This window comes from Methanosarcina subterranea, from assembly GCF_055385895.1.
Genome location: NZ_AP042426.1, coordinates 1784261 through 1805610 on the forward strand (window position 1 = coordinate 1784261; position 21350 = coordinate 1805610).

The 21350-nt window shown below is 36.9% G+C and carries 24 protein-coding genes; 2 read left to right on the top strand and 22 right to left on the bottom strand.

The features are described from left to right. Positions 1–35: 35 nt before the first annotated feature. The 16 genes from ACZ5A8_RS07905 to ACZ5A8_RS07980 form a co-directional block, all read right to left on the bottom strand. The gene (locus ACZ5A8_RS07905; protein WP_464529477.1) at positions 36–1247 is read right to left on the bottom strand and encodes an ISAzo13 family transposase; all 1212 of its coding nucleotides are present in this window, start codon (positions 1245–1247) and stop codon (positions 36–38) included. A 63-nt stretch (positions 1248–1310) separates the two neighbouring features. Beyond that, positions 1311–1652: a hypothetical protein gene (locus tag ACZ5A8_RS07910; protein WP_464533192.1), complete on the bottom strand. Its 342-nt coding sequence runs from the start codon at positions 1650–1652 to the stop codon at positions 1311–1313. A gap of 657 nt (positions 1653–2309) precedes the next feature. Then, complete coding sequence (locus ACZ5A8_RS07915) at positions 2310–2717, bottom strand: YIP1 family protein (protein WP_464533194.1); 408 nt, start codon at positions 2715–2717, stop codon at positions 2310–2312. Beyond that, positions 2674–2928 carry a hypothetical protein gene (locus tag ACZ5A8_RS07920; protein ID WP_464533195.1) on the bottom strand — a complete coding sequence of 85 codons (255 nt, stop codon included), beginning with the start codon at positions 2926–2928 and terminating at the stop codon, positions 2674–2676. The genes ACZ5A8_RS07915 and ACZ5A8_RS07920 overlap by 44 nt, the downstream gene beginning before the upstream one ends. Positions 2929–2951: 23 nt before the next feature. After that, on the bottom strand, positions 2952–3206 hold the full coding sequence (locus tag ACZ5A8_RS07925) for a hypothetical protein (RefSeq protein ID WP_464533196.1): 255 nt from the start codon (positions 3204–3206) through the stop codon (positions 2952–2954). Between the two features lie 349 nt (positions 3207–3555). Further along, the gene (locus ACZ5A8_RS07930) at positions 3556–4185 is read right to left on the bottom strand and encodes a halocin C8-like domain-containing protein (protein WP_464533197.1); all 630 of its coding nucleotides are present in this window, start codon (positions 4183–4185) and stop codon (positions 3556–3558) included. A 958-nt stretch (positions 4186–5143) separates the two neighbouring features. Beyond that, positions 5144–5899: a winged helix-turn-helix transcriptional regulator gene (locus ACZ5A8_RS07935; protein ID WP_464533199.1), complete on the bottom strand. Its 756-nt coding sequence runs from the start codon at positions 5897–5899 to the stop codon at positions 5144–5146. A gap of 127 nt (positions 5900–6026) precedes the next feature. Then, entirely contained in the window at positions 6027–7052 is a 1026-nt protein-coding gene (locus ACZ5A8_RS07940; RefSeq protein ID WP_464533200.1) for an ABC transporter ATP-binding protein, read from the bottom strand. A gap of 2 nt (positions 7053–7054) precedes the next feature. Continuing rightward, complete coding sequence (locus ACZ5A8_RS07945; protein ID WP_464533202.1) at positions 7055–7432, bottom strand: COG1470 family protein; 378 nt, start codon at positions 7430–7432, stop codon at positions 7055–7057. A gap of 59 nt (positions 7433–7491) precedes the next feature. After that, complete coding sequence (locus ACZ5A8_RS07950) at positions 7492–8583, bottom strand: COG1470 family protein (protein ID WP_464533203.1); 1092 nt, start codon at positions 8581–8583, stop codon at positions 7492–7494. 40 nt (positions 8584–8623) lie between these two features. After that, positions 8624–9541, bottom strand: coding sequence for an ABC transporter permease (locus ACZ5A8_RS07955; protein WP_464533205.1), 918 nt, complete (start codon positions 9539–9541; stop codon positions 8624–8626). A gap of 10 nt (positions 9542–9551) precedes the next feature. Continuing rightward, positions 9552–10451, bottom strand: coding sequence for an ABC transporter permease (locus ACZ5A8_RS07960; protein WP_464533207.1), 900 nt, complete (start codon positions 10449–10451; stop codon positions 9552–9554). 22 nt (positions 10452–10473) lie between these two features. Beyond that, positions 10474–12333, bottom strand: a complete 1860-nt coding sequence (locus ACZ5A8_RS07965) for a carboxypeptidase-like regulatory domain-containing protein (protein WP_464533208.1) — start codon at positions 12331–12333, stop codon at positions 10474–10476. A gap of 118 nt (positions 12334–12451) precedes the next feature. Then, complete coding sequence (locus ACZ5A8_RS07970; RefSeq protein WP_464533209.1) at positions 12452–12868, bottom strand: hypothetical protein; 417 nt, start codon at positions 12866–12868, stop codon at positions 12452–12454. Between the two features lie 617 nt (positions 12869–13485). Continuing rightward, positions 13486–14265 carry a winged helix-turn-helix transcriptional regulator gene (locus tag ACZ5A8_RS07975; RefSeq protein ID WP_464533211.1) on the bottom strand — a complete coding sequence of 260 codons (780 nt, stop codon included), beginning with the start codon at positions 14263–14265 and terminating at the stop codon, positions 13486–13488. Further along, positions 14225–14593 carry a hypothetical protein gene (locus ACZ5A8_RS07980; protein WP_464533212.1) on the bottom strand — a complete coding sequence of 123 codons (369 nt, stop codon included), beginning with the start codon at positions 14591–14593 and terminating at the stop codon, positions 14225–14227. The genes ACZ5A8_RS07975 and ACZ5A8_RS07980 overlap by 41 nt, the downstream gene beginning before the upstream one ends. Between ACZ5A8_RS07980 and ACZ5A8_RS07985 the strand changes: the two genes are divergently transcribed. After that, a complete protein-coding gene (locus ACZ5A8_RS07985) occupies positions 14593–14730 on the top strand; it encodes a hypothetical protein (protein WP_464533213.1) in 138 nt (45 codons plus the stop codon). The genes ACZ5A8_RS07980 and ACZ5A8_RS07985 overlap by 1 nt on opposite strands. Positions 14731–14935: 205 nt before the next feature. Beyond that, positions 14936–16564 carry an IS1634 family transposase gene (locus ACZ5A8_RS07990; RefSeq protein ID WP_464533215.1) on the top strand — a complete coding sequence of 543 codons (1629 nt, stop codon included), beginning with the start codon at positions 14936–14938 and terminating at the stop codon, positions 16562–16564. Positions 16565–16924: 360 nt separating this feature from the next. Here the strand turns inward: ACZ5A8_RS07990 and ACZ5A8_RS07995 are convergent, their stop codons facing one another. From ACZ5A8_RS07995 to ACZ5A8_RS08020, 6 genes are all read right to left on the bottom strand, one after another. Next, positions 16925–17584, bottom strand: a complete 660-nt coding sequence (locus tag ACZ5A8_RS07995; protein WP_322225234.1) for a YIP1 family protein — start codon at positions 17582–17584, stop codon at positions 16925–16927. 113 nt (positions 17585–17697) lie between these two features. After that, on the bottom strand, positions 17698–18738 hold the full coding sequence (locus tag ACZ5A8_RS08000; RefSeq protein ID WP_464533216.1) for a cytochrome c biogenesis protein: 1041 nt from the start codon (positions 18736–18738) through the stop codon (positions 17698–17700). A 490-nt stretch (positions 18739–19228) separates the two neighbouring features. Next, complete coding sequence (locus ACZ5A8_RS08005; protein ID WP_464533217.1) at positions 19229–20041, bottom strand: hypothetical protein; 813 nt, start codon at positions 20039–20041, stop codon at positions 19229–19231. Next, the gene (locus ACZ5A8_RS08010; RefSeq protein ID WP_464533219.1) at positions 20034–20414 is read right to left on the bottom strand and encodes a hypothetical protein; all 381 of its coding nucleotides are present in this window, start codon (positions 20412–20414) and stop codon (positions 20034–20036) included. Before ACZ5A8_RS08010 ends, ACZ5A8_RS08005 begins: the two co-directional genes overlap by 8 nt. Positions 20415–20457: 43 nt before the next feature. Next, positions 20458–20895, bottom strand: a complete 438-nt coding sequence (locus tag ACZ5A8_RS08015; protein ID WP_464533220.1) for a hypothetical protein — start codon at positions 20893–20895, stop codon at positions 20458–20460. 172 nt (positions 20896–21067) lie between these two features. After that, positions 21068–21268 (bottom strand): hypothetical protein, encoded by a 201-nt coding sequence (locus ACZ5A8_RS08020; RefSeq protein WP_464533221.1) that lies wholly within the window; start codon positions 21266–21268, stop codon positions 21068–21070. Between the last annotated feature and the right edge of the window lie 82 nt (positions 21269–21350).

The following is a 21350-nucleotide window of genomic DNA, read 5'->3' on the forward strand; positions in this document are numbered from 1 at the left end:
GGGTAGAGATGCTAAGGAATGATTGAAAAATAACTTCAAGTTTTAACTTCTGGAATAGCTGTATAATTCCATTTTCCCAAATAATCATCAAAGACAATTTTCATTTTTTCCTTAAAGTTTTCACTTACTTTTCTTCCCGTAGCATAAACTTTATTTTTGATGGTTGAAAACACATTCAATCCTGTGCATGTATACGTCCTATCAACAAGGCTTTTAACAACATCAATAGTGCTGAAAACAGTACCTTTGCAGGCACTTGTAACATGACAGAATAACCTGTGTTCTATTGGATTGTATTTCGAAGTATATGGTGGATAGTGAGCCATTCTGATTTCAATCCCAATTTCATTTACCAGCTTTTGCAGATCTTCCTTGAAAATATAATGCCTGCTTGAGTTGCTTCCACCACCATCTGCTAAGGTTAAAATGCTATTTGCCTTAGGATAGTTTTCCTTACCGTATTTTTCCCACCAGTATTTAATGCAGTCACAACAAAACTCACTTGTATCTTTACTGGTTCCTAAAGTGATGTATCCTTCGTTACGTTTCAGGTCATAAATACCATGTGGAATTACAAAACCATCTGAAAATGTATTGAAATCGTGGTCATATACCTTTACTGTCTGGGTACAGTAGATTTTACCGTCACGGTAGAAATTACCGATGACTTCTTTTTTTACGTCTATACTGATTATCGGATTCTCGCTTTTTACGTACTCTTCTTTGAGCTTGTTAATCTTCTCAAACTGCTCATTTCTGCCTTTACAGTCTTTCATAGTGACAGATTTTTGCATTTTTCTCTTTACAAAACCATGTTTCTTTAAGAGCTGCTTTACTACATGTGGACTTATGTTCATGCCTTTTGCTTCAAAAGCCTTTGAAATGCCCTTGAGACTCAGATTCGTCCATTTTATTTCTTTATCCGTAGGGCTTCCAGCCGTATGATGTTTTAGAATGTCAAAGAAAACTTCATCAATATTTTCAAATGTATCGATGATTTTCTTTTTTCCTCCGCCAGATTTTCGAATCCTGTTACCTGGTTTTTCTATACCATTAGTGATTTCATTAATTCCAGCCATAACAGTTTGAAAATGACAGCCTAGAACACTACTTATGTAGTTTTGTCCCCCATGTCCTAATTTCATTGCTTCTATGGCTGCATATCTTCTTCGATCTTTCTCATTTAAAGTGTTATAAAACGCTTTCATCTGTTTTTCAATTTTTTCAGAATATTTTGTGTGCAGCATTAAAGTAAATTCCTTGTCATTTCTAACAGATTTTAATCAATATTATATGACAATAAAAATACTTTAAATTATATATTTGTTATTCCTAAGCGTCAGAGAATCGCTCGTATCTCCCCAGTTCAAATCTACTTCAAGATAATTTATTCCTGAGCCTACACTCACATAGTGATTTATGGTCTGCCCCTGAGTTATGTACTGGGTTGATAGTATAGAAAAAGCAGAATCCTCCATATCAGAAGAATTTTCTACCAAGGGATTAACAATGTACTCTATTCCAGCAGAAGCCGGAGCATCTCCCATGTCAGAATTTTCCGCGTGTTCCTCGGCTGAAACCGCAGGCACAGCCATCAATCCTATTATTACACATAATACAAATATCATCCAGGATTTCAAATAATCATCCAAAAAAGAGCTTAGAAGTCCGGATATATATAACTTCTGTGTAAATTATCAAACAATCATCATATCTGCCTTTACAAAAGAATATTACTAAATTAAAAAAACATTCTAAAAAAAGACATCGTAAGATCTTTTATCTGGCATATTTCGTCAAAAAAAGAAATAGAACGAGGATGAAAAGCACCCTCTACATCAGAATTAAATCGTAAATTTTATAAACTATTCAGATAAATTTCATAAAAGCTGCTTCCCTGCCCCATCTCCGGACCTGCACTCATAAACCTCCGTGATCTTCATGACGGTAAGGGCTTTTGCAAGAAATCTCTCTACATACTTCTGATCACTTTTCATTTGTATTCGGTTAAGGATTTTGAGCTGCGGATCTCGATTTCGACGGAAAAACTCAAACCCAAATGTTTAGTGTTTAAATTGAAATCGATATCAGATTCCAGTTTTGCATTTGATGAATAATTTAACAAATTTTATGAAAATCAATGCAAGTGATAACGATTTTTCCTTAACCGATGACCAATGGATCACTTTTAGCTATTTTCAAAAACCTGGAACTAAAAATGAAATGTTGATTTTAACTGATTTAAGGCATACATCCTACCAGCATACATCCTATCAGATATGATAATATTCCTTTTATTTTTGATAGAGTTAAATACTCCCTGAAGTAAACAGGAATAAATATACCATGTAAATAACGTACAGCCCTATTGGAATGCCGACAGTAAGAGTGGCATTTTTAATTGACATATTTCGCGCATGCAGAAGTGCAAATACCCAGATGTATGCAGACAGCAAGAGACATAGAATTCCAATTATTTGCGAGGTGTAATACAGGGGATTATTTGAGAACATCTGTGTTACGCTTTCGGTTATGAGTTGCGGGTCCTGCGACGAAAAATCTGCAGATGCTGTTAGCTTGTACGTTATGACAACACCTATTAAACTGCTAAATATTTGTGGTACAAATCCGTAACCTATAAACTCTAACGTCCTCTTGAAAGAGCCTTTTGAATCAAACACATGAACCCACCAGCCCCAATCCAAATACCGTTGCACGTACCATACCACCACTTTTCGCGCTATTGCTTGTCCCTGCAGTAAAGCTTAAAAGAAATCCAAGTATGGCCATCAGGCAGGGTGAAAAACCTGCAAAAAGGCCAAGAGAATAAGCAAATGGTAAATTCAGGTTTGTGTTTATATACTCGATTTCCTGTTCTTTTCTCGTTGCCTCTTCTGTGGTATATTCAGTAATATTTTCCTCTTCCACAAGGTATTCATCAATTAGAGTTTTTAGGTTTTCTTCAGTAATTTCTTCTTTGGAATTTTTGTTTCATTGTTTATCACAATAGCCGGGACTTCAAGAAAACCATACTTGTTCCATTGATTAAAACCGTCAGCAGTACTGGTTTCAATTCGTGTTATAACAATACTATTATTATATTGAACTTCTATTCTGTCGATAACCGGATCGGTTATCTCACAATCATGGCAATCTTTTTGATGGAAATATTGGACTGAGATTGAATCTGCATAAGCTACCGGCATAAAAATAAGAAATAAATAAATAAATAAATAATTGTCAGGAGAGCTATTGTACGAGAAATTCTTTTCATGAGAATCCCTAAGGTATATTGTTTCTCTCACAAACTTGCATATGTCGATGATGCAAGAAAAAGGATACAGAGTCAATCATAATTTACAGAACTTTCGCTACGTTGCCTACAGAGCCTATTCTTTGATGACATAAGTAGCAAATATTGCAAATATTATCCCTAGAATAATCCCATTGGTAACTCCCCTCATTAAATTATGAGTCAAGTATCCTAATAATATGCTGATGATCAAAGGTACTAAAAAAAATAAAATTTGTTTTTTTATAAAAACTCCTCCATTATCAACAGTATCCAGCTTCACGGCATAAATCGAGTGCAGTGGGCCCACAACCAAACTCGCCTACAACAATACACACCACTGTTGCAATTGCAGCGCATGTTAGCCCACCAACGATAGCCGGTATTCCTAATAGTGCGCAGAAAATTGCCATTTCCAGTCCACATCCAATATTACATGCACCTTCAGCTAAAAGTTTGCATGCAGTACATGCGCCCATTGCTCGTGGAGTTATGGGAGCTAGGGTAGCCGAGGAAATCAAACTCGCTTTAGTTTTACCATTCAATATGTCGCTTACCTCACCACTCTCAGAAACTATAGTGTTTCCGTTCACGGTTAATATTTCAACGGATAAGGGATATCCAGTCTCGTCTCTTTCGACAATCTGTGTCCTAACTTTAATAATTTCATCATTTTCAAATACAGCAATAAGCGCACACGTAGAATTATGTTTACTGTCAAGTGTTAATCCTACTGCTTCATAATAGGTCTCATTATTTAGAGTTGCACCCATCCCAGCTATCTCTGTTTGATTTAATTTATATCCTTTTGAGTCCAATTTTTTTATTAATCTTTTTACATCGTCGGATTCTAAAGCAGTTTGTACACCTTCTTCAACTTTATTAGAATCCAATTTTGTAATGTTTGAAAGGTTTCCAAAATTGTCACAAGTTGTACAATCAGTGGATGTTTGCGAGCAGTCTGTTCCAGCCGGACACGCCAGAGCAGGCGTAACCAGCATCATACCTACAACGAGCATTATCATGAAAGCCCGCTGATCTTTCTAGCTTTACTATTTAATTTCACTCTGTTTCACCTCTTCACTTTTGTTTAAGAGGCAAGGAACAAACCTTAAAATAGCTTTAAAGTAATCTGTTTCTTGCCTTCGGGCACGCAGGATTCAGGATCGGTCTCAAACTTTGCTGAATCCTGCAGAACATTCCCACTTACTCGAAATCTATATTCCTTTAAAAGTTTTATGCGTAAATTCTCAAACAATCAGGCATAAGAGAAGAATACAAATCTGAAATAAGTTAAGAGAAAAATAGTTTGAGAACTTGCACAGAAGTTATAAATAATGTTACTTACAGCTATCGATTTGTGTCTGCATCTTCGATGTTTGGACATTCCTTTTAGGAAAAAATAGCAATATTTTTTAAGACACTATATTTCTATATGGTGAGAATTAAGTAAAACTAAAATCTACAAGGTTTTCTAGCTCTTAGTTCGCTACTAACTATTTTTTAGTTATAAAATGAGAAAAGCCGGCTCCAATAGGGAAAGTCGTAAAACAAGCAGTGTAATCAGTACAAGGGGAATCTCACTTTATTATTGAAGCTGCAATCAATATTTAATTCCTTATTTCCAAAAATAAGACAGATTTGGGGTTTAAGAAATGATGAATTGAAAAACAAAAGTATTTTGACACAAAAAGACATTGTAGCGAGATTACAGTTAACTTTTCTAGAGACTCTTTTGTATTCAAATACTGTGAAGTAACCAGTGTCGCGTCAAAAGTAAAATGTCGTATTAAATCGGTTACAACTATTCAGAATCGTCCAATCTTTGAGGATTGACGAGACACTAGACGTTTACTTATATTTTTCTATCAGGTTTTTGTACGAAATACTTATTTTATAGATTACACTTCTTCCTCTTTTTGTTTCCTTTATGAGGCCAATTTCCTTAAGGTTTTTCATATACCAGCTAACTGTACCCTTGGAAATTCCAATTTCACGCGCAAGAGATGCATTTGTATTACACTCACCATTTAATATTTCTGAGATTATCCTTTTATTCGTTATGTTTTGAGTGGTCACGAGAATTTTCTTTTCCTTTTCACTATATGTTGAGTTTTGGAAACATCTTATTTTCCCACCATCCTTGTAAACTTCAATTTTATATTGAGTTTCCAGAACTTGTATGTGATACTGGACTGTCCTCCTGCTCAAGCCGGTATTTTTTGCAATGTCACTAAAACAAACTCCAGGGTTGGTTTTAATATAAGTATAAACGCTATCTCGGCTAGAATTATCAAGTACATTTGCTTTCCCTACAATTTGGAACCCGAGTATTGCGAAAATAAGCTTTGCAGGGAGCAGATTATTCATTACCGACAAGATTTGCGTGATAGCTAGCCAAAGCAGGAGTAGCCAGTAGGCTGAAAAAACTTTAAGTTCTACTACTTCTCCTTTAATTAAAACTCCGGATCCATCGTCTGGAAAAGGACTGACAGTATATTCCGTAGCCTCGGTTGTCGTAATTAAAAATAAAGAGAAAAAGCAAAGAAGATAGATTCTCCTGTAATTAATGCAGCTGAGCGCTAAACGTGTAATCTTCAGTTCCACAACGAGCTCCCCATAGATTTTTAACTTAAAGGTTTTCTTCGTTAAATATTTCAGGAGCTGTCCTTTGACGCATTTCCAAACTCCGACCAAGACTAATTAAAATAGTAAAAATCTTAAAGAGAGATTTTTATGCTCCTTCAATAATTTTGAGGAACAATTTCTGCAGATTCATTTCTTCTTCTTCGAACATGGATACTGTTCCACCTGCTTTTTTGACAGCTTTTGCAATCTCTGTACGGAGCTTAGTCTTCGAATGCACGTGCAGAGTTTCGTCCTGAATTTCAAGAGCGGTCACACCCTCTACATTATTTATGGTTTCTGCAGCTTCAGAAAGGGGAATATCCTGAACCTCAAGCAAATAATGCACGCCCTCCTTTACCCTTACAATATCCCGCATATCCTCCACAGACCCGACTGCCAGCAATTTTCCTCTTGCGATTATTGCTATGCGGTCGCAGATCTCCTCGACCTCTTCCATGGAATGCGAACTCAGAAAAACGGTCACTCCTTTGCTTCGGTTCAGGTCTTTTATAAGATCCCGCATCATCTGAGCTCCAAGGGGATCGATGCCGCTTGTCGGCTCGTCAAGGAAAAGGACTGAAGGCTCATTGATCAGAGCCTGGGCAAGCCCGAAACGTTTGCGCATACCTGTGGAAAAACCGCCTGTTTTCTGATCGATAGCACGGGTAAGGCCCACGGTTTCAAGTAAATTTACAATCCGTTTTTCCCGGACATCGGATTCTATATTATAGAGTTTTGCATAAAAGCGCAGGTTCTGCCTTGCAGTGAGATTATCATAAAAACCGGCAGGTTCCGGAAGAACGCCTGTCGTTTCCCTTATGTTTATTACCTCGCGGACAATATCAAAGCCTGCAACTTTCCCGCTTCCTTTGCTTGGTTCGAGTAAACCGATAAGCATTTTCATAGTTGTGGTCTTACCAGCCCCGTTCGGGCCCACAAAGCCGAATACTTCTCCTTTTTTTACCTGCAGGTTCAGATTATCAACCGCATGTATTTGATTCTCCTTCCCGAAAATTTTACTCAAATTAACGGTTTCTATTGCGAAGTTATCTGTTTTCTGTATAATCTCATTTTGTTCCAATTCCATGCCTATTGATTCTATGCTTGCTGATTCCATACTCATTGATTCCATGTTTACCGCCTTCCGAATTTACGTACTACAAAAACAAGCACAAGGACTGCAAATCCAAGCATTGCTATGCCGAGAAGTCCGCTACTTGCTGATTTTTCCACGTTAACCTTGATACTTTTCTCAGAGCTCACCAGGTCGTCACTCTTTGCCCGTATGAAAATTTCCTTGACGCCAGAGCCGGCATTGGCATTTGCAGTTATCTCAACAGAGACGCTTCTGGACTCTCCTGCTTCCAGCTCATCTATCGTTCCGAAACCCTGAATCTGCGCACTGATCCCATTTGCCTCATTAATTTCAAGAGTAACATCTTCAAGGTCTTCATCTCCTCTGTTTTCAATATTAACCCGGACTTCAGAAGACCCACCCGGATTCAGTGTCAATTCGCTGGGGTTCGAATCGACTTTGAGCAGTTCCTCGTTTTCGATGTCGTTGTTAATGCCTACCTCAAGCTGCCGGGTAACTTTTTATCCCCGCTCACCGCTGCAATTATGACCGGATAAAGTCCACTTGTAGCGTTTTGAGAAGGCTTGACCTTTACTGTAAATTCCTGTTCTTCTCCCGCAGGAAGCATCAGGGAAGCAAGCCTTCCTTCCTTGTCTTCCTCGGTAAGAAATTCGGCTTTCCATCCTTCAGGTAAGCTTAAGACTTCAAGTTTCAGCTTAAGCGGTTGATCATACCGGTTTTTCAAAGAAACTGCAAATTCCGCAGTTTTTTCAGGCCGAATATCAAATCCCATTATGTTGGAGTTCAGCTCTACGTACGCACTTAAATCCTCATCCCGGGAAAGTTCGGGGTTTATGCTTACGCTGATCGGCAAAAATACACTCTGGTTTCCTTTTTCCGGGCATGCGGCTACCAAAATTTCATAATCTCCTTTTGTTGCGTTAAGTGGAGGATTTACAAGAATTTTAAACTCCTGGCTTCCATCTCCAGGAACTCCTAATCTCGTAATTCTGGCCCCGTCAGTGGAAAGCAGGTCAACTCCCCACTCCTCGGGTTTCGAAACCAGAAAAATCCGAAAGTTTGCTCTACTATCATATTTATTTTCTACAAAAGCCCCGAAACTGACAGGAATACCGGGATGGGTCTTTTTTCCAGGGATATCAGAATAAATCTCCAGGTTAGGCATTGCAGCCCTGTCAATTGTTACTGTAAATTCTCTATATATCTTATCATAATTTCTGATGTTTTCTCCATAAGGCTTCAGGCCTATTTTTACAGTATATCCTCCGTCTTTTGCATTTTCAGGAACTCTTACTTTAAAAGTCAGTTCTTTTTCATCGGCTTTCTCGGGTAGAGTGATCTGGCTTACCTGACTGCCATCGGCATAAACTCCTGCAGCCCAGTTTTCGGGTACTTTCTCTATATAAGATGTAACTGATGTACTTTCAGAAGTATTGTATCCTTTTTCTACAGTAAAGCTGAACTCCACAAGGTCTCCAGGCCTTGCAACCTTGCCACTGATCTCGTTCAGGACTGCAAGACTGGAGAAACTCGCTCCGGCCGGGAGGGGCATGAGAGGAAGCAACACGAATATTATCAACAGGAGTGGGAAGAGTTTCTCTCTTTTGTCAGGTACTTATATCCCTCCTTAAAAAAGTCAAAAATGAAAGAATAAAAAGCGGCAGAGGAGCTATAATCAAAAAGAGCAGATTCGGCCAGAACTCACCAAACCATTGAAAAAGAGTAAAGCGTGTATCAAAAATTCCCTTGATTACAGGTTCACTATTAACTCCTCCCCAGCTAAGATCAATATCTCCGACTGATACTTCGCTGTAGTGATGAAGCGGTGAAACAGTTACCATTTTGGATGCCAATTCGAAAGGTTCGGATTGCCCGGTAACAATTGATGCAATTGCAATAATGATCGAGCCAGAAACAATGCAGATTGAAAGCCATATTATAACATTGTACACCAATGAATCCTCAGCATCATTGGACACGATAGATAATAATATTGCAATTTCAGCGAAGATTAATACGTAAAAAAAATTGAAAATTATGGATACTATAATTCTTATGAATTCTGTTTCACTCATGGAAACGCCAGAGAGCATAAGAATGGTTCCGGCCGGAACTATCGTCGAAAAGATAATGACAGTCATAAGAACGCCCATTATCCCGACCATTTTACCAGCTATTATGTTATCTCTGAAAACTGGATGGGTCAAAAGTACGTTCAGGGACCCAGACTTTCTCTCTTTTATAATAGTGTCAAATCCCAGTGCAATTCCGATCAAAGGTGAGAACCATCCGATTTGCCAAGTAACACTTCTGAAGCCGGACATTAATGTAAACTCACCTCCAGACTGCTCCACCATATATTCTCCCAAATATACACTTCGATATGAAAAAGCAAAAATTATCAGGGTATAGGTAGCAATTAAAGCTAAAAATAGTGAGCTTGATGTGATATCTGCAAATTCTTTTTGTGCAATTTGGAATATATTTTTTACATTTGGGATCATATTTTTTATTTGTCGGCTCATCGTCTTTCCCTCAGTTACTTATATCCTGCCTCAAAAAAGCCATAAAAGATATGATAAGCATGATTAATGGTGCTGACAATAAAATTACTATATTTGTCCAGCATTCTCCCAGCCACTGGTTAAGCGTGTAACTTAGATCAAATATTCCTTTAACGGAGTCAGGACCTATTTCCGAAACTCCTCCCCAGGTCATCTCTGGAACTCCGATCACAAGCTCTGAATAATAATGAACTGGAGTTAGTTTTTGAAGTTGTGCGTTGAGAGCCAACATGTTTTCATTGTTGCTGTAGTCAAAAATAGATTGACCAGTAACTGTTGTCGCAATCACAACGATAAGACCGCCGTATACAACGCATAAGATCAGCCATGCACAGATTCCATAACCCAGAGAATTGACCGCATTTTTTGAAACGATTGAGGTGAATATCCCCAGTAACAAAAAAAATGATAAATAAAGGTAGGTCAATACCGTAAATATGAATACTCTGCTCAATTCAGAAAAAGTTACTTGAATACCGGAAACGAGCAGTATAGTCCCTACTGACACTATTACAGAAATAAAAACCACAAGCACAAGGGTTATCATTGCACCCAGGATCTTACCTGTGATGATGTTGTCCCTGTACAATGGATGGGTCAAGAGAACATTTAAAGAAGAAGATTTCTTTTCTTTGATTATGCTATCAAAACCGAGTGAAATTCCTAGCAAGGGCAGGAACACAGCAATAATCTGGGCTACATCAAGAAAGCCCATTTCAAATATACTGAGACCATTTATTGAAGCGCGATAGCTAAAAGAAAACAAAATTATTGCAAAAACTGAAACCAGGGAAACAAATCTCGGGCTCCATAAGTTATCTGCAAACTCTTTCTGTGCAACCACCAGGACATTTTTAATATTCACTTCCATTCATATCCCCTGATTAACCTTACTATTTTTTGTTTATTGTATGGAAATAAAATAGTACAGATATAAGCCCAAAACACGTTAAACATGCAGTAAATCCAGGCAGTTCTGCATCATTTGCATCTGGGGGAGTCACAATTTCCAGGGCAACTTTATCACTGATTTCCTGTTCACCTGTATAACCTTTAACTGTGACTATCCGACTTGTGGTAGAGTACCCTTCTTTAACAGCTCTAATCTGAAACTCACCTTCTTTGCTAAACCTGTATACCAGAGCTCCTTTTTCGTCTGTTGTTCCAACAGATTCATTCCCTGCAAAAATGGTTACACCACCAATTTTTCCGGAACTTGACCTGACTGAAATATTAATATCAGACTCGCTCACAGGACCTCTTTCAATTTCTATGAACATTGGCAAGTCATATTCAGGTAATTCCAGAAGATAATCCTGAGAAACATAATCCTTGTAGGAATTCTCCTCATCGGAAGAGGCTTCTGGAGAAAATGTCCTGGCAATGAGATAACGTCCAGCCGGACTCCAGCTTATCTCCTCAATATAAGAAACGGGAAGTTGAATTGTCTTTAATTCTTTTGTGGACGCGTTGATTAAGGCTAACGTATTACTCTGAGTTTCATTTGCAACTCCAAGAACCAGGTCCCCTTTGTTATTCCAGGCATATCCGTTTTGAAATATGTCCCAGTGTTTTTCTCCTGAGCCGTCGCTGGACATTAAAACATACTCAGTAATACCTCGATCAGATAATCTATTGTATTTACCGGAAGAGTGAGTTATTTCGATAAATTCTCCTGAAGGGCTTAAAGATACAACAAAATCACTGGAACTGCTGAACAACCGGGTTTTGCTGTCCCCATCAGCAGACATGGAATAGAGGGTATATATGCTTCCAGTCTCATTTTTCGAGAGTTCCTGAAATATAATATTATAACTGTCAGGCAACCATCCATAAACAATACCGTAATTAAGAGATACCGGCCGATTGGATTGTTTATTTTCTACATCAATAATGTGTATATCAGAAATTAGCTTGCCAGACTCTTCATTCCCTATAAATTCGTATGCAGCAAGTTTGCTGCTATCAGGACTCCACGCAGTCCTGTCAAAGCAAATATTATCTGCTGAAAAAACTGTATTTACCTCATTGCTTGCAGGATTCAGAATGAAAAGATCTCCCTCTTCTGCAAAAACGACCTTTTTTCCATCAGGAGACCAGATAAAATCATTATTACTAAATTTAGTTTTATAATTCTTTACCGGAGTCTCTTCTGAAACATTATCTACCAGATCCAGAATAAACACAGATGATTCCTTATTTTCGTTAAAACCAGCATACAGCAGCTTATCACCTTTCGGAGACCATTCGTAGACAGGTCCCTCCAGTGAAATCTGTTCCTTTGCGAGCAAATCCAGACTTTCCGAGTCAACTACATTAATGTAGTGGGTTCCGCCAATAAAATGAACATTACCACCCGAAGATTCCTGATACATGAATGAATCTCCCGCGCGGTTCCATACTGGTATAGCTATTCCGTTGTGTCCATTTCTCTGGCGAGTATAAGGTGTGTTTTCGGCCCAGGCTATTAGTTTTTCCCCGGACCCGTCCCCATTTGCAAGGTACAGAGCCTGCACCTGTGCCAGTGTTGTCTGGCTCTCCTGATTCTTCGTACAGACATCAATTAATACAAAAACAAGAACACGAGTTCCGGAAGGGTCCCAGTAAAAAAATAATATCGGACTTCCATCTACATCAAGGCGGCTTTTGTCCACGCGGCTTAAAGCATCTTTACCAATAGTCTGATTGAGATCAGATACTAATGAGGCATCCATTGGATCAGAGCTTATGTTATCTGCAGAGGCTAAATCCATTGCAGAAATCATCAACACAAATATTAACAACATATACAATAGATTACATTTCCTATACATTGTTCCACCATTTGCGAGTGAAAAAAATTAAAAGGAGAAAAGATCAATTTCCTTCTCTTTAATCAAGCTGCGGATTTCTTCCAGCGAGGAACTTGTATAGGCTATTTCCTCCATCGATTTTAATTCGAGGCAAGGGATCAGTATACACATCGCCCCAATGGTCACTATAGGAGGAACTGACGCGTGCTGTATAAGAACTCGATGTTTTGTACAGCCTCATATCCCCATTGTCACCATCAATAAATTGTTTCTCTAAATCTATGTACACATTCTCTCCAGTATATGCAGTAAACTTAAACCAGTCTGGCACACTCGAACTTTTTACATAACTTCCATAAATCCAGAGAGTTCCTTCTGGGACACTAATTGTAGTCGCCTCACCATAGGTATGTCCAACTGCCATGGCGGTTCCCATGTTCAGAACTAGAATCGCTGCAAATAACATACCGATTTCAAGTTTTCTCTTTATTGTCATATATTTTTACCTCGCGATTTTGCTCCCGAGGCAGGATTAGTAAGACTTAAATATTCTTAAGGTTAACATGACCATGCCTCCGGGCATATGGAGGTCAAGTGGATCCTTCAAAGAAAGTTTGACCTCCATAGAATTACTACTAACACACTCTATATAAACCACAAAGTTTTTCGTCAGATCATTAAACAATCAGGATAGATATTGAATTTATGATTTCGTTTTTCAATGATAATATTTAATAGCACAAATCATTTGATGCTCCAGATAAAGTTCATATATAAACACAAAGCTGTACAATAAAAAATATTTTGGTTTATTTATGTTGAGCTTTAATTACGAGCTTATCCTAAAACTCAGAATTTGCTTCTCAAATCTTATATTCCGAATAATCGACCAAGTTTCTAATCCTGAAAAATAATCCTAAAAATTGTTAATGAGTATAAGTTAAATGGCTTTTAAGATAAGCTCTATTAGAAAATGAGGCAAATGAGCACTGAATTATACGAATAAAAACTACGTCTTTTTTTTTGAGAAGGTTCATAATATAAATCTAGGAGAATGGAGGAGTCTAAGCGAAAAATGATAGAGTTTAAAGTACTTTCGTTTATTTGAGCCTACTATTCAAACAATTTCATATCCTTTTTGATTACATCCCGATAAACAGAATTTATACTGTATGTTGTCTTCCTTCCTATTTTATTTTCTTCAATAAGATCTAACTCCTTTAATTGTTTAATATACCAAGTAATTGCACCTTTGGAAATTCCTATTGTCCGGGCAAGATCTCCGTTAGTGTTACATTCTTCCTTTAATATCTTTGAAATTATCTTTAGAATCATTTCATTTTGAAGGGCTGAAATAACCAGCTTTTCTTTTTCACTGTATGTGGAATTATTCTGGAAATATCGGAATTTTCCTAGATCATTGTGAACTTCGATCATGTTTTCCATTTCTAGAATATTGAGATGATGGCATAGAGTCATCCGATTCAGACCCATATTATTTACAATCTCACTAACACAGACCCCAGGATTGGTTTTGATAAAGGAATATATATTCTTTCTCTTCAGAACTCCAACAGCATTTGAACGATCCGCCGCTCGAAACCCAAGTATTGCGAAAATAAGCTTTGTAGGATACAGTAGGGTATCTATTATCGATAAGATTTGCATAGTTGCCAGCCAAAGGAGGAACTGCCAGTAGGGTATTGGGATGACTTCAAGTTCTACTACCTCTTCTCCGTTAATTGAAGCTCCGGCTTGATTACTTGGAGCGGGGCTCACAATATACTCGGTAGCCTCAGCTGTTGATATTAAGAGAAAAAAAAGTGAGCAGATGATAAGCTTTTTTTCAAGCTTAGTGCTGGTAAACATTGAATGTGTAATCTTCAGTACCACTAACCGATTCCCCGTAGACTTTGAACTGCCAGATGCCCTGCTCCACATATCCCTGAGAGGGGTCTATATTGAGACGTATCCTGCCATTTATACTTCCGTCAAAGTTATCGCGGTAAGTTCCGATTTTGCTTCCTGATGGGGTATAAACGCTGAGAGTCAGGAAATCACTCGTATCTCCCCAGTTCAAATCCACTTCAAGATAGTTTATTCCGGAGCCTACATTTACATTGTGAGTTATGGTCTGCCCCTGAGTTATATACTGGGTCGACCGTAGAGAAGAAACAGAATTCTCTATATCAGGAGAATGTTCTATCCAGGGGATTAACAATGTACTCTATTCCAGCAGAAGCCGGAGCATCTCCCATGTCAGAATTTTCCGCGTGTTCCTCTTCGGCTGAAACCGTAGGCACAGCCATCAATCCTATTATTACACATAATACAAATATCATCCAGGATTTCAAATAATCATCCAAAAAAGAGCTTAGAAGTCCGGATATATATAACTTCTGTGTAAATTATCAAACAATCATCATATCTGCCTTTATGAAAGAATGTTACTAAATTAAAAAAATAGTCTAAAAAAAGACGTCATAAGACCTTTTATCCTGCTTTCGGCAGGTAAACCTATAAATTAATATCATTAATTTTATATCTCTTTCTTGGTTATCCCATGGCAGAGAAAAACAGTAGTAGAAGAGTTGAATCCTCCTTAAAACGTACACGGTTCTTAGGTCACCTAGGTCTTATGGCTGGAGTTTTCCGAGAACTTGAAGTTGACAAACTGATCGATGAGAAACTTCCCAAAGAACGGAATCATAATGTTCCTCACTCAGTCTGCATCCTTGCCATGGTACTCAATGGTCTAGGTTTCATAGGGCAACGTCTGTACCTGTTTCCTGATTTTTTCAAAAACATTTCTACTGAATGGCTTTTTGGAGACGGTATAACAAAAGAAGACCTGAATCAATATGCTATCGGAGAGACTCTTGACAAAATCGTAAAATATGGCCCTACAAAACTGTTTACGGAAATTACCCTTCACATTATGGCTCGTCTACCTATTCCTGTTCACTGTTTACACTCTGACACTACAAGTGTCAGCGTTTATGGTGATTATGAAGACGAAGAAACTGAGTCTATTGATATTACTTTTGGAATTCCCAAAAACGGAAGATGGGACCTCAAACAATTTGTACTGAGCTTGATTGTTAATCAGCATGGAATACCTCTTTTCATGAACACACATTCAGGAAATGCTTCCGACAAAAACACAATTCTGGATGCAATAACGTCTCTCAAATCAGTTTTAAGACCTGAAAGCAAAGTGTACTATGTCGCTGATAGTTCCTTTTACACAGACAATAATATCCAGAATATCGGAAAATCATTCTGGATCAGTCGTGTTCCTGCAACAATTTCCGAGGCAAAGGAACTGCTAACTGCAAATCTGAACCTGAAAACGCTAAAAAGTGATGAGAGGTACTCTTTTTATCAAACCTTTGTGGAATATGGCGGAGTCAAACAAAAGTGGGTTTTGCTGCTTTCTCACAAGATGAAGGAGAAGAAAGAGAAAACTCTCAGGACGAAACTTGACAAAGAGGTTGAAAAAGCAGAGAAGGCTTTTAAAAAGCTGAAAGGAGAGGACTTCTTCTGCGAAGAGGATGCATCAAAAGCTGCAGAGAAATGGATTAAAGAATTCCCTTCTATTGTTTTTGAAAAAGTTGATTTGAAATCCATTAAAAAACGTGAATCAGGTAAAAGAGGCAGACCTTCTAAAGATGAGGAATTAAAGACTTATTTCAGGATTGATGGAAGCATAAAGGTTAATGATGCTTTTGTTTTGAATGAAATGGAGAAAATGGGACTTTTCATTCTTGCGAGTAATGATATCACTCTTTCTCCGGGAGAGATGCTGAAGTATTACAAAGGACAGGACAATGTAGAAAAAGGATTCCGATTCTTGAAAAGTGATACATTTAGCATATCGAAAGTCTACCTAAAGAATAAAAGCAGAATTGAAGCACTGGCTATGACAATGGTTCTCTGCTTAATGATTTATTCAATTGCAGAATGGAAATTAAGGACAAAATTAGAGGAAGAAAATGAAACGGTTCCAGATCAAAAAGGAAAGCCAACAAAAAGACCTACGATGAGATGGATATTTGTCAATTTCCAGGGAATTACAGAACTTATTTCTCAGAAAGAAGGTGAAGTAAATTCAGAAATACTGAATATGGAGGATCTTCACTGGAAGATATTGGGTCTCATGGGAGAGAAATATGAAAATATCTATCTCTAATTACGTTAACCTGCCGAATGTAGGTTTTATCTGGCATATTTCGTCAAAAAAGAAATAGAACGAGGATGAAAAGCACCCTCTACATCAGAATTAAATCGTAAATTTTATAAACTATTCAGATAAATTTCATAAAAGCTGCTTCCCTGCCCCATCTCCGGACCTGCACTCATAAACCTCCGTGATCTTCATGACGGTAAGGGCTTTTGCAAGAAATATCTCTACATACTTCTGATCACTTTTAGCTATTTTTCAAAAACCTGGAACTAAAAATGAAATGTTGATTTTAACTGATTTAAGGCATACATCCTACCAGCATACATCCTATCAGATATGATAATATTCCTTTTATTTTTGATAGAGTTAAATACTCCCTGAAGTAAACAGGAATAAATATACCATGTAAATAACGTACAGCCCTATTGGAATGCCGACAGTAAGAGTGGCATTTTTAATTGACATATTTCGCGCATGCAGAAGTGCAAATACCCAGATGTATGCAGACAGCAAGAGACATAAAATTCCAATTATTTGCGAGGTATAATACAGGGGATTATTTGAGAACATTTGTGTTACGCTTTCGGTTATGAGTTGCGGGTCCTGTGACGAAAAATCTGCAGATGCTGTTAGCTTGTACGTTATGACAACACCTATTAAACTGCTAAATATTTGTGGTACAAATCCGTAACCTATAAACTCTAACGTCCTCTTGAAAGAGCCTTTTGAATCAAACACATAAGATATTGAATATAAAATTCCGGTCAGAAGGAACCAATATAAAAATGTCCCAATTAAACCTCCAGCAATACCGAATACAATTGCTATAGTGGATATGGATGAACTCATGTCAGAAGATAACAATCCACTAAATTGATTCATAACCAGAAAACTTGAGACCATTGCAATTATAGCAGTTACAAATATTATCAATACAGGAAACTTAAAATCAACATTGTTTCTTGACTTTTCCCTGAAAAACGAATTAGGATCAAATAACAGATTATTTAAGTTTAGATTACCCATATTTTTCACATCATTGTAAGTCTTATGTAATAAATTCCATACAATTTACGCAAGCTCCATATGTTAATCAATTATTTAGATTTAACTTCTTATTTTGGTTTATATCTTAAAGCTTAAATCATAATCCATAATCCAAAAAATATAAGCGCAAGTCCACTGAGTTTTTTCAGATACATTTTATATGAACGAATCTGTTTAGACAGAGTATAGCCCCCTATCATACCAACTCCAATGAAAGGTGTCAATACCCCTCCGCTGAAAGCAAGCAATAGAGCCAGATCATTAAGTGTCCCGTTTGTAATAGTCTTGTTGAGCAACACAAGGAGCATTGGAGCAGTGCAGGGAACCTTTACAAAAGAAAACAATATCCCAAGACAGAAAACTCCACCCAGAGTACCCGCATATTTCCTGGCAGAGTTCTGAAAATAGTTATCCAGCGCAACAGGAGATTTTAAGATCTCCAGCAGATTTAACCCGATGAGAATCACAATGATGCCTGTAACAAAAGAAAAGTTTTCCAAATCGGGAATTGATTTTCGGAATGAGAGCAAACACAGGCCCAATATTAGGTAAGAACCCACTAGCCCCAATCCAAATACCGTTGCACGTACCATACCGCTTTTCGCGCTATTGCTCGTCCCTGCAGTAAAGCTTAAAAGAAATCCAAGTATGGCCATCAGGCAGGGTGAAAAACCTGCAAAAAAACCCAGTGAATAGGCAAATGGTAGATTCAGGTTTGTGTTTATATACTCATTGTCCTGTTCTTTTTTCGTTGCCTCTTCTGTGGTATATTCAGTATTATTTTCCTCTTCTACAAGATATTTATCAATTAAAGTTTTTAGCTTTTCTTCAGTAATTTCTTCTTTAGGAATTTTTGTTTCATTGTTTATCACAATAGCCGGGACTTCAAGAAAACCATATTTACTCCATTGATTAAAACCATCAGCAGTGCTGGTTTCAATTTTTGATATAACAATACTATTATTATATTGAGTTTCTATTCGATTGACAATAGGATCGGTTATTTCGCAGTCATGACAACCTTTTTGATGAAAATACTGGATTGTGACCGGATCTGCATGAGCTACCGGAATAAATATAAGAGATAAATAAATAATAACTAATAAGGCTGTTATACGAGAGACTCTTTTCATGAAAATCCCTAAAGCGTATCTTTTCGTTTTAGAAGGATGCAGACGTTTATTTTAGATCACTATCGTGTTAATTATTCAATGCAAATTGTTATTCAGTAGATATTTAAATGATAACGAAAACAGTGAAAAATAAAATTTGTGTATTTATTTCTTAAGTCACCATAACATCTTGCTTTCAGCAAGTCGACATTTAATTTTTGATTAATTTCAATGGTGCCGATTTTGAAATAATGCTTTCAAATTGTGTGCAGTTTCTAGGTATACACATGATCGATTATTAATCTCTCATACAAACTTTAATGAATAATTCAGTACTTATATGTGTAGTGGGAGTTGAGCCGCATGTTAACCAATTTTAAACCGAATATAGAGTTAGCGAATGTTCCAAAACGGTACCTTGAAAAATATTTTTTATCTCTAATGTCACTGCCAAAAGTAAGATGAAATGGGTAAAATTACAAATAATTGTATGAACCTTAATGTTATTCTATCATTCTTTCCTGATGTTTTCGAGTTCACTACTTATATGCGATTTCATTGGAGTTTCTAGATAGTAGTTTTCAATTCCGATACCCTTATAAACTTCGGAGAGATCTGTTATCAAAATTTTATCCACATTATATTCGGATTTAACTAAGAATCCGTCTTCTAGATCTACCCAGTCCTCTCCAGAGATTTTGCCTATTGTTGTTAAATTAATGGTTGAGTTCTCATATTCTTTCTTTGTGTTTGCAGTGAAATTTACCTCTGATCTTATACCAACACATTTAAATTTTCCAGCTTTTGTCGAGACTGTTTTTATACCTATAGAAGTATATTTTTTTGTGCCTTCTAATTCGTCTGTTAATGATGAATTGTAATTTATAGTCTTATTGAATATAACTGTCCAGGACTGACCTTCTTGCATTCCTTTTTCTGGATATTTTAATAGATTTGGCAACTCTGGTTGTATTTCTGGTATGATTCTGTTTTCGGGATCTGATCTTATTAGGTTTCCATAAACATCCATAACTGTGGTATATGAAGATTCTGTATTGTTCCCATCTATTATCTTTGTAGATGTTACATTTGAAGTGATATTGTTTCCATCAAAGTCTGAAATTAACATTTCAATGCGAATTGGCACTGTATCTTTTGTTTTTTCTGTAAGATATGTACAGTTATAAACAAATATATCACCCGTATCAAAATTATATTTTAGATTGTAATTAGTTAGAGCTTCTCCAATACAACCAAGTCCAAATACAGAAATTATGAACAGTATGAGTAGTACTTCAAATCTCTTTTTTGGATTTTTATTCATGCTGCTTTCCCCTCCTTAAGGTCGAAATGATCGAATATAATGTCAACAAAATAACAAATGTCCCACATAAAGCAACTATCTTTGCAGTTATGATATGACCAGATCTGAATGAAATCAAACTCCCACAAAGAAGTGCAATACCATAAAAAATACCACTAGATATGGCCCAAGTTCTAACTGATTTTTGGTCTTTTGTAGAAATAGAAAGTACAAGAAAAAAAAGTCCAATTCCAGCCAATATTAAGTATAATCCGCTTACAGATAAATTCATTGGAGTTTTTATGGTTGTTATAATACCTCCTATAATGGCAAAAATGGAAGAAAAAAACAAAAGAAGGAATATTTTAGAATTCCTTTTTAAAACTATTCTCATTTAATCTATCTCCTCATAACCGTGATGCTTATAGTCCGCTACGTCACTCATCTCCAAAGTAGTAATCGTAACATGCATTATAGGCAAGTCCGCAGGATCCAAAAGCAATTGGTATGCATGACAAACAAAGTTCTGCCTCAATTGGCTCAGCTGGATCTGGTACCAAAAGTGGGCCACAAACTATTGCACAACCAGAAAAACTCCCTAAACAAATTGCTAAGTTATATATACAATCGCTAAGCCCCCCTTCTACTGATACAACTGCGCTTTCTTCGGTCTGGGGATTGTAAGTGTATATTATATTTTTGAGTTCTTGAGATTCTTTATGTTGGAAGGGTATTGCAACAAATGATATTTCCTTTGTTGAACCATCTTTTTCATTTTTCACTGGCATAATTAATGCTTCAGAGTCCTTTTGTATGAATCCTTCTTTTGTCAATTGCTCTTGAAATTCTTTGATTTTAGTATCTTTTAAAGCCATATTCATTGGTCATCGGTTAAGGAAAAATCGTTATCACTTGCATTGATTTTCATAAAATTTATTAAATTATTCATCAAATGCAAAACTGGAATCTGATATCGATTTCAATTTAAACACTAAACATTTGGGTTTGAGTTTTTCCGTCGAAATCGAGATCCGCAGCTCAAAATCCTTAACCGAATACAAATGAAGCCATATTAACTAGTTTCTCTTTGTCTTCTCCTTTTAACTGTATTGAATCTCCAGAGATTGAATTATTTTCACAATTTGTTCCAGCCGGACACGCCATCGCAGGCGTAACCAGTATCATACCTACAACGAGCATTATCATGAAAAGCCCGCTGATTTTTCTAACTTTACTATTTAATTTCACTCTGTTTCACCTCTTCACTTTTGTTTAAGAGGCAAGAAACAAACTTTAAAATAGTTATAAAGTAAAATATTTCTTGCCTTCG

What these genes read in the sequence shown, in the direction of transcription:
- ACZ5A8_RS07985 (WP_464533213.1), top strand. Translation starts at nt 14,593, where the DNA reads ATGTACTCTATTCCAGCAGAAGCCGGAGCATCTCCCATGTCAGAATTT.
- ACZ5A8_RS07965 (WP_464533208.1), bottom strand. Translation starts at nt 12,333, where the DNA reads ATGGATTTAGCCTCTGCAGATAACATAAGCTCTGATCCAATGGATGCC.
- ACZ5A8_RS08005 (WP_464533217.1), bottom strand. Translation starts at nt 20,041, where the DNA reads ATGAATAAAAATCCAAAAAAGAGATTTGAAGTACTACTCATACTGTTC.
- ACZ5A8_RS07925 (WP_464533196.1), bottom strand. Translation starts at nt 3,206, where the DNA reads ATGCCGGTAGCTTATGCAGATTCAATCTCAGTCCAATATTTCCATCAA.
- ACZ5A8_RS07960 (WP_464533207.1), bottom strand. Translation starts at nt 10,451, where the DNA reads ATGGAAGTGAATATTAAAAATGTCCTGGTGGTTGCACAGAAAGAGTTT.
- ACZ5A8_RS07955 (WP_464533205.1), bottom strand. Translation starts at nt 9,541, where the DNA reads ATGAGCCGACAAATAAAAAATATGATCCCAAATGTAAAAAATATATTC.
- ACZ5A8_RS07990 (WP_464533215.1), top strand. Translation starts at nt 14,936, where the DNA reads ATGGCAGAGAAAAACAGTAGTAGAAGAGTTGAATCCTCCTTAAAACGT.
- ACZ5A8_RS07995 (WP_322225234.1), bottom strand. Translation starts at nt 17,584, where the DNA reads ATGGGTAATCTAAACTTAAATAATCTGTTATTTGATCCTAATTCGTTT.
- ACZ5A8_RS07905 (WP_464529477.1), bottom strand. Translation starts at nt 1,247, where the DNA reads ATGCTGCACACAAAATATTCTGAAAAAATTGAAAAACAGATGAAAGCG.
- ACZ5A8_RS08015 (WP_464533220.1), bottom strand. Translation starts at nt 20,895, where the DNA reads ATGGCTTTAAAAGATACTAAAATCAAAGAATTTCAAGAGCAATTGACA.
- ACZ5A8_RS07970 (WP_464533209.1), bottom strand. Translation starts at nt 12,868, where the DNA reads ATGACAATAAAGAGAAAACTTGAAATCGGTATGTTATTTGCAGCGATT.
- ACZ5A8_RS07940 (WP_464533200.1), bottom strand. Translation starts at nt 7,052, where the DNA reads ATGGAATCAATGAGTATGGAATCAGCAAGCATAGAATCAATAGGCATG.
- ACZ5A8_RS08000 (WP_464533216.1), bottom strand. Translation starts at nt 18,738, where the DNA reads ATGAAAAGAGTCTCTCGTATAACAGCCTTATTAGTTATTATTTATTTA.
- ACZ5A8_RS08010 (WP_464533219.1), bottom strand. Translation starts at nt 20,414, where the DNA reads ATGAGAATAGTTTTAAAAAGGAATTCTAAAATATTCCTTCTTTTGTTT.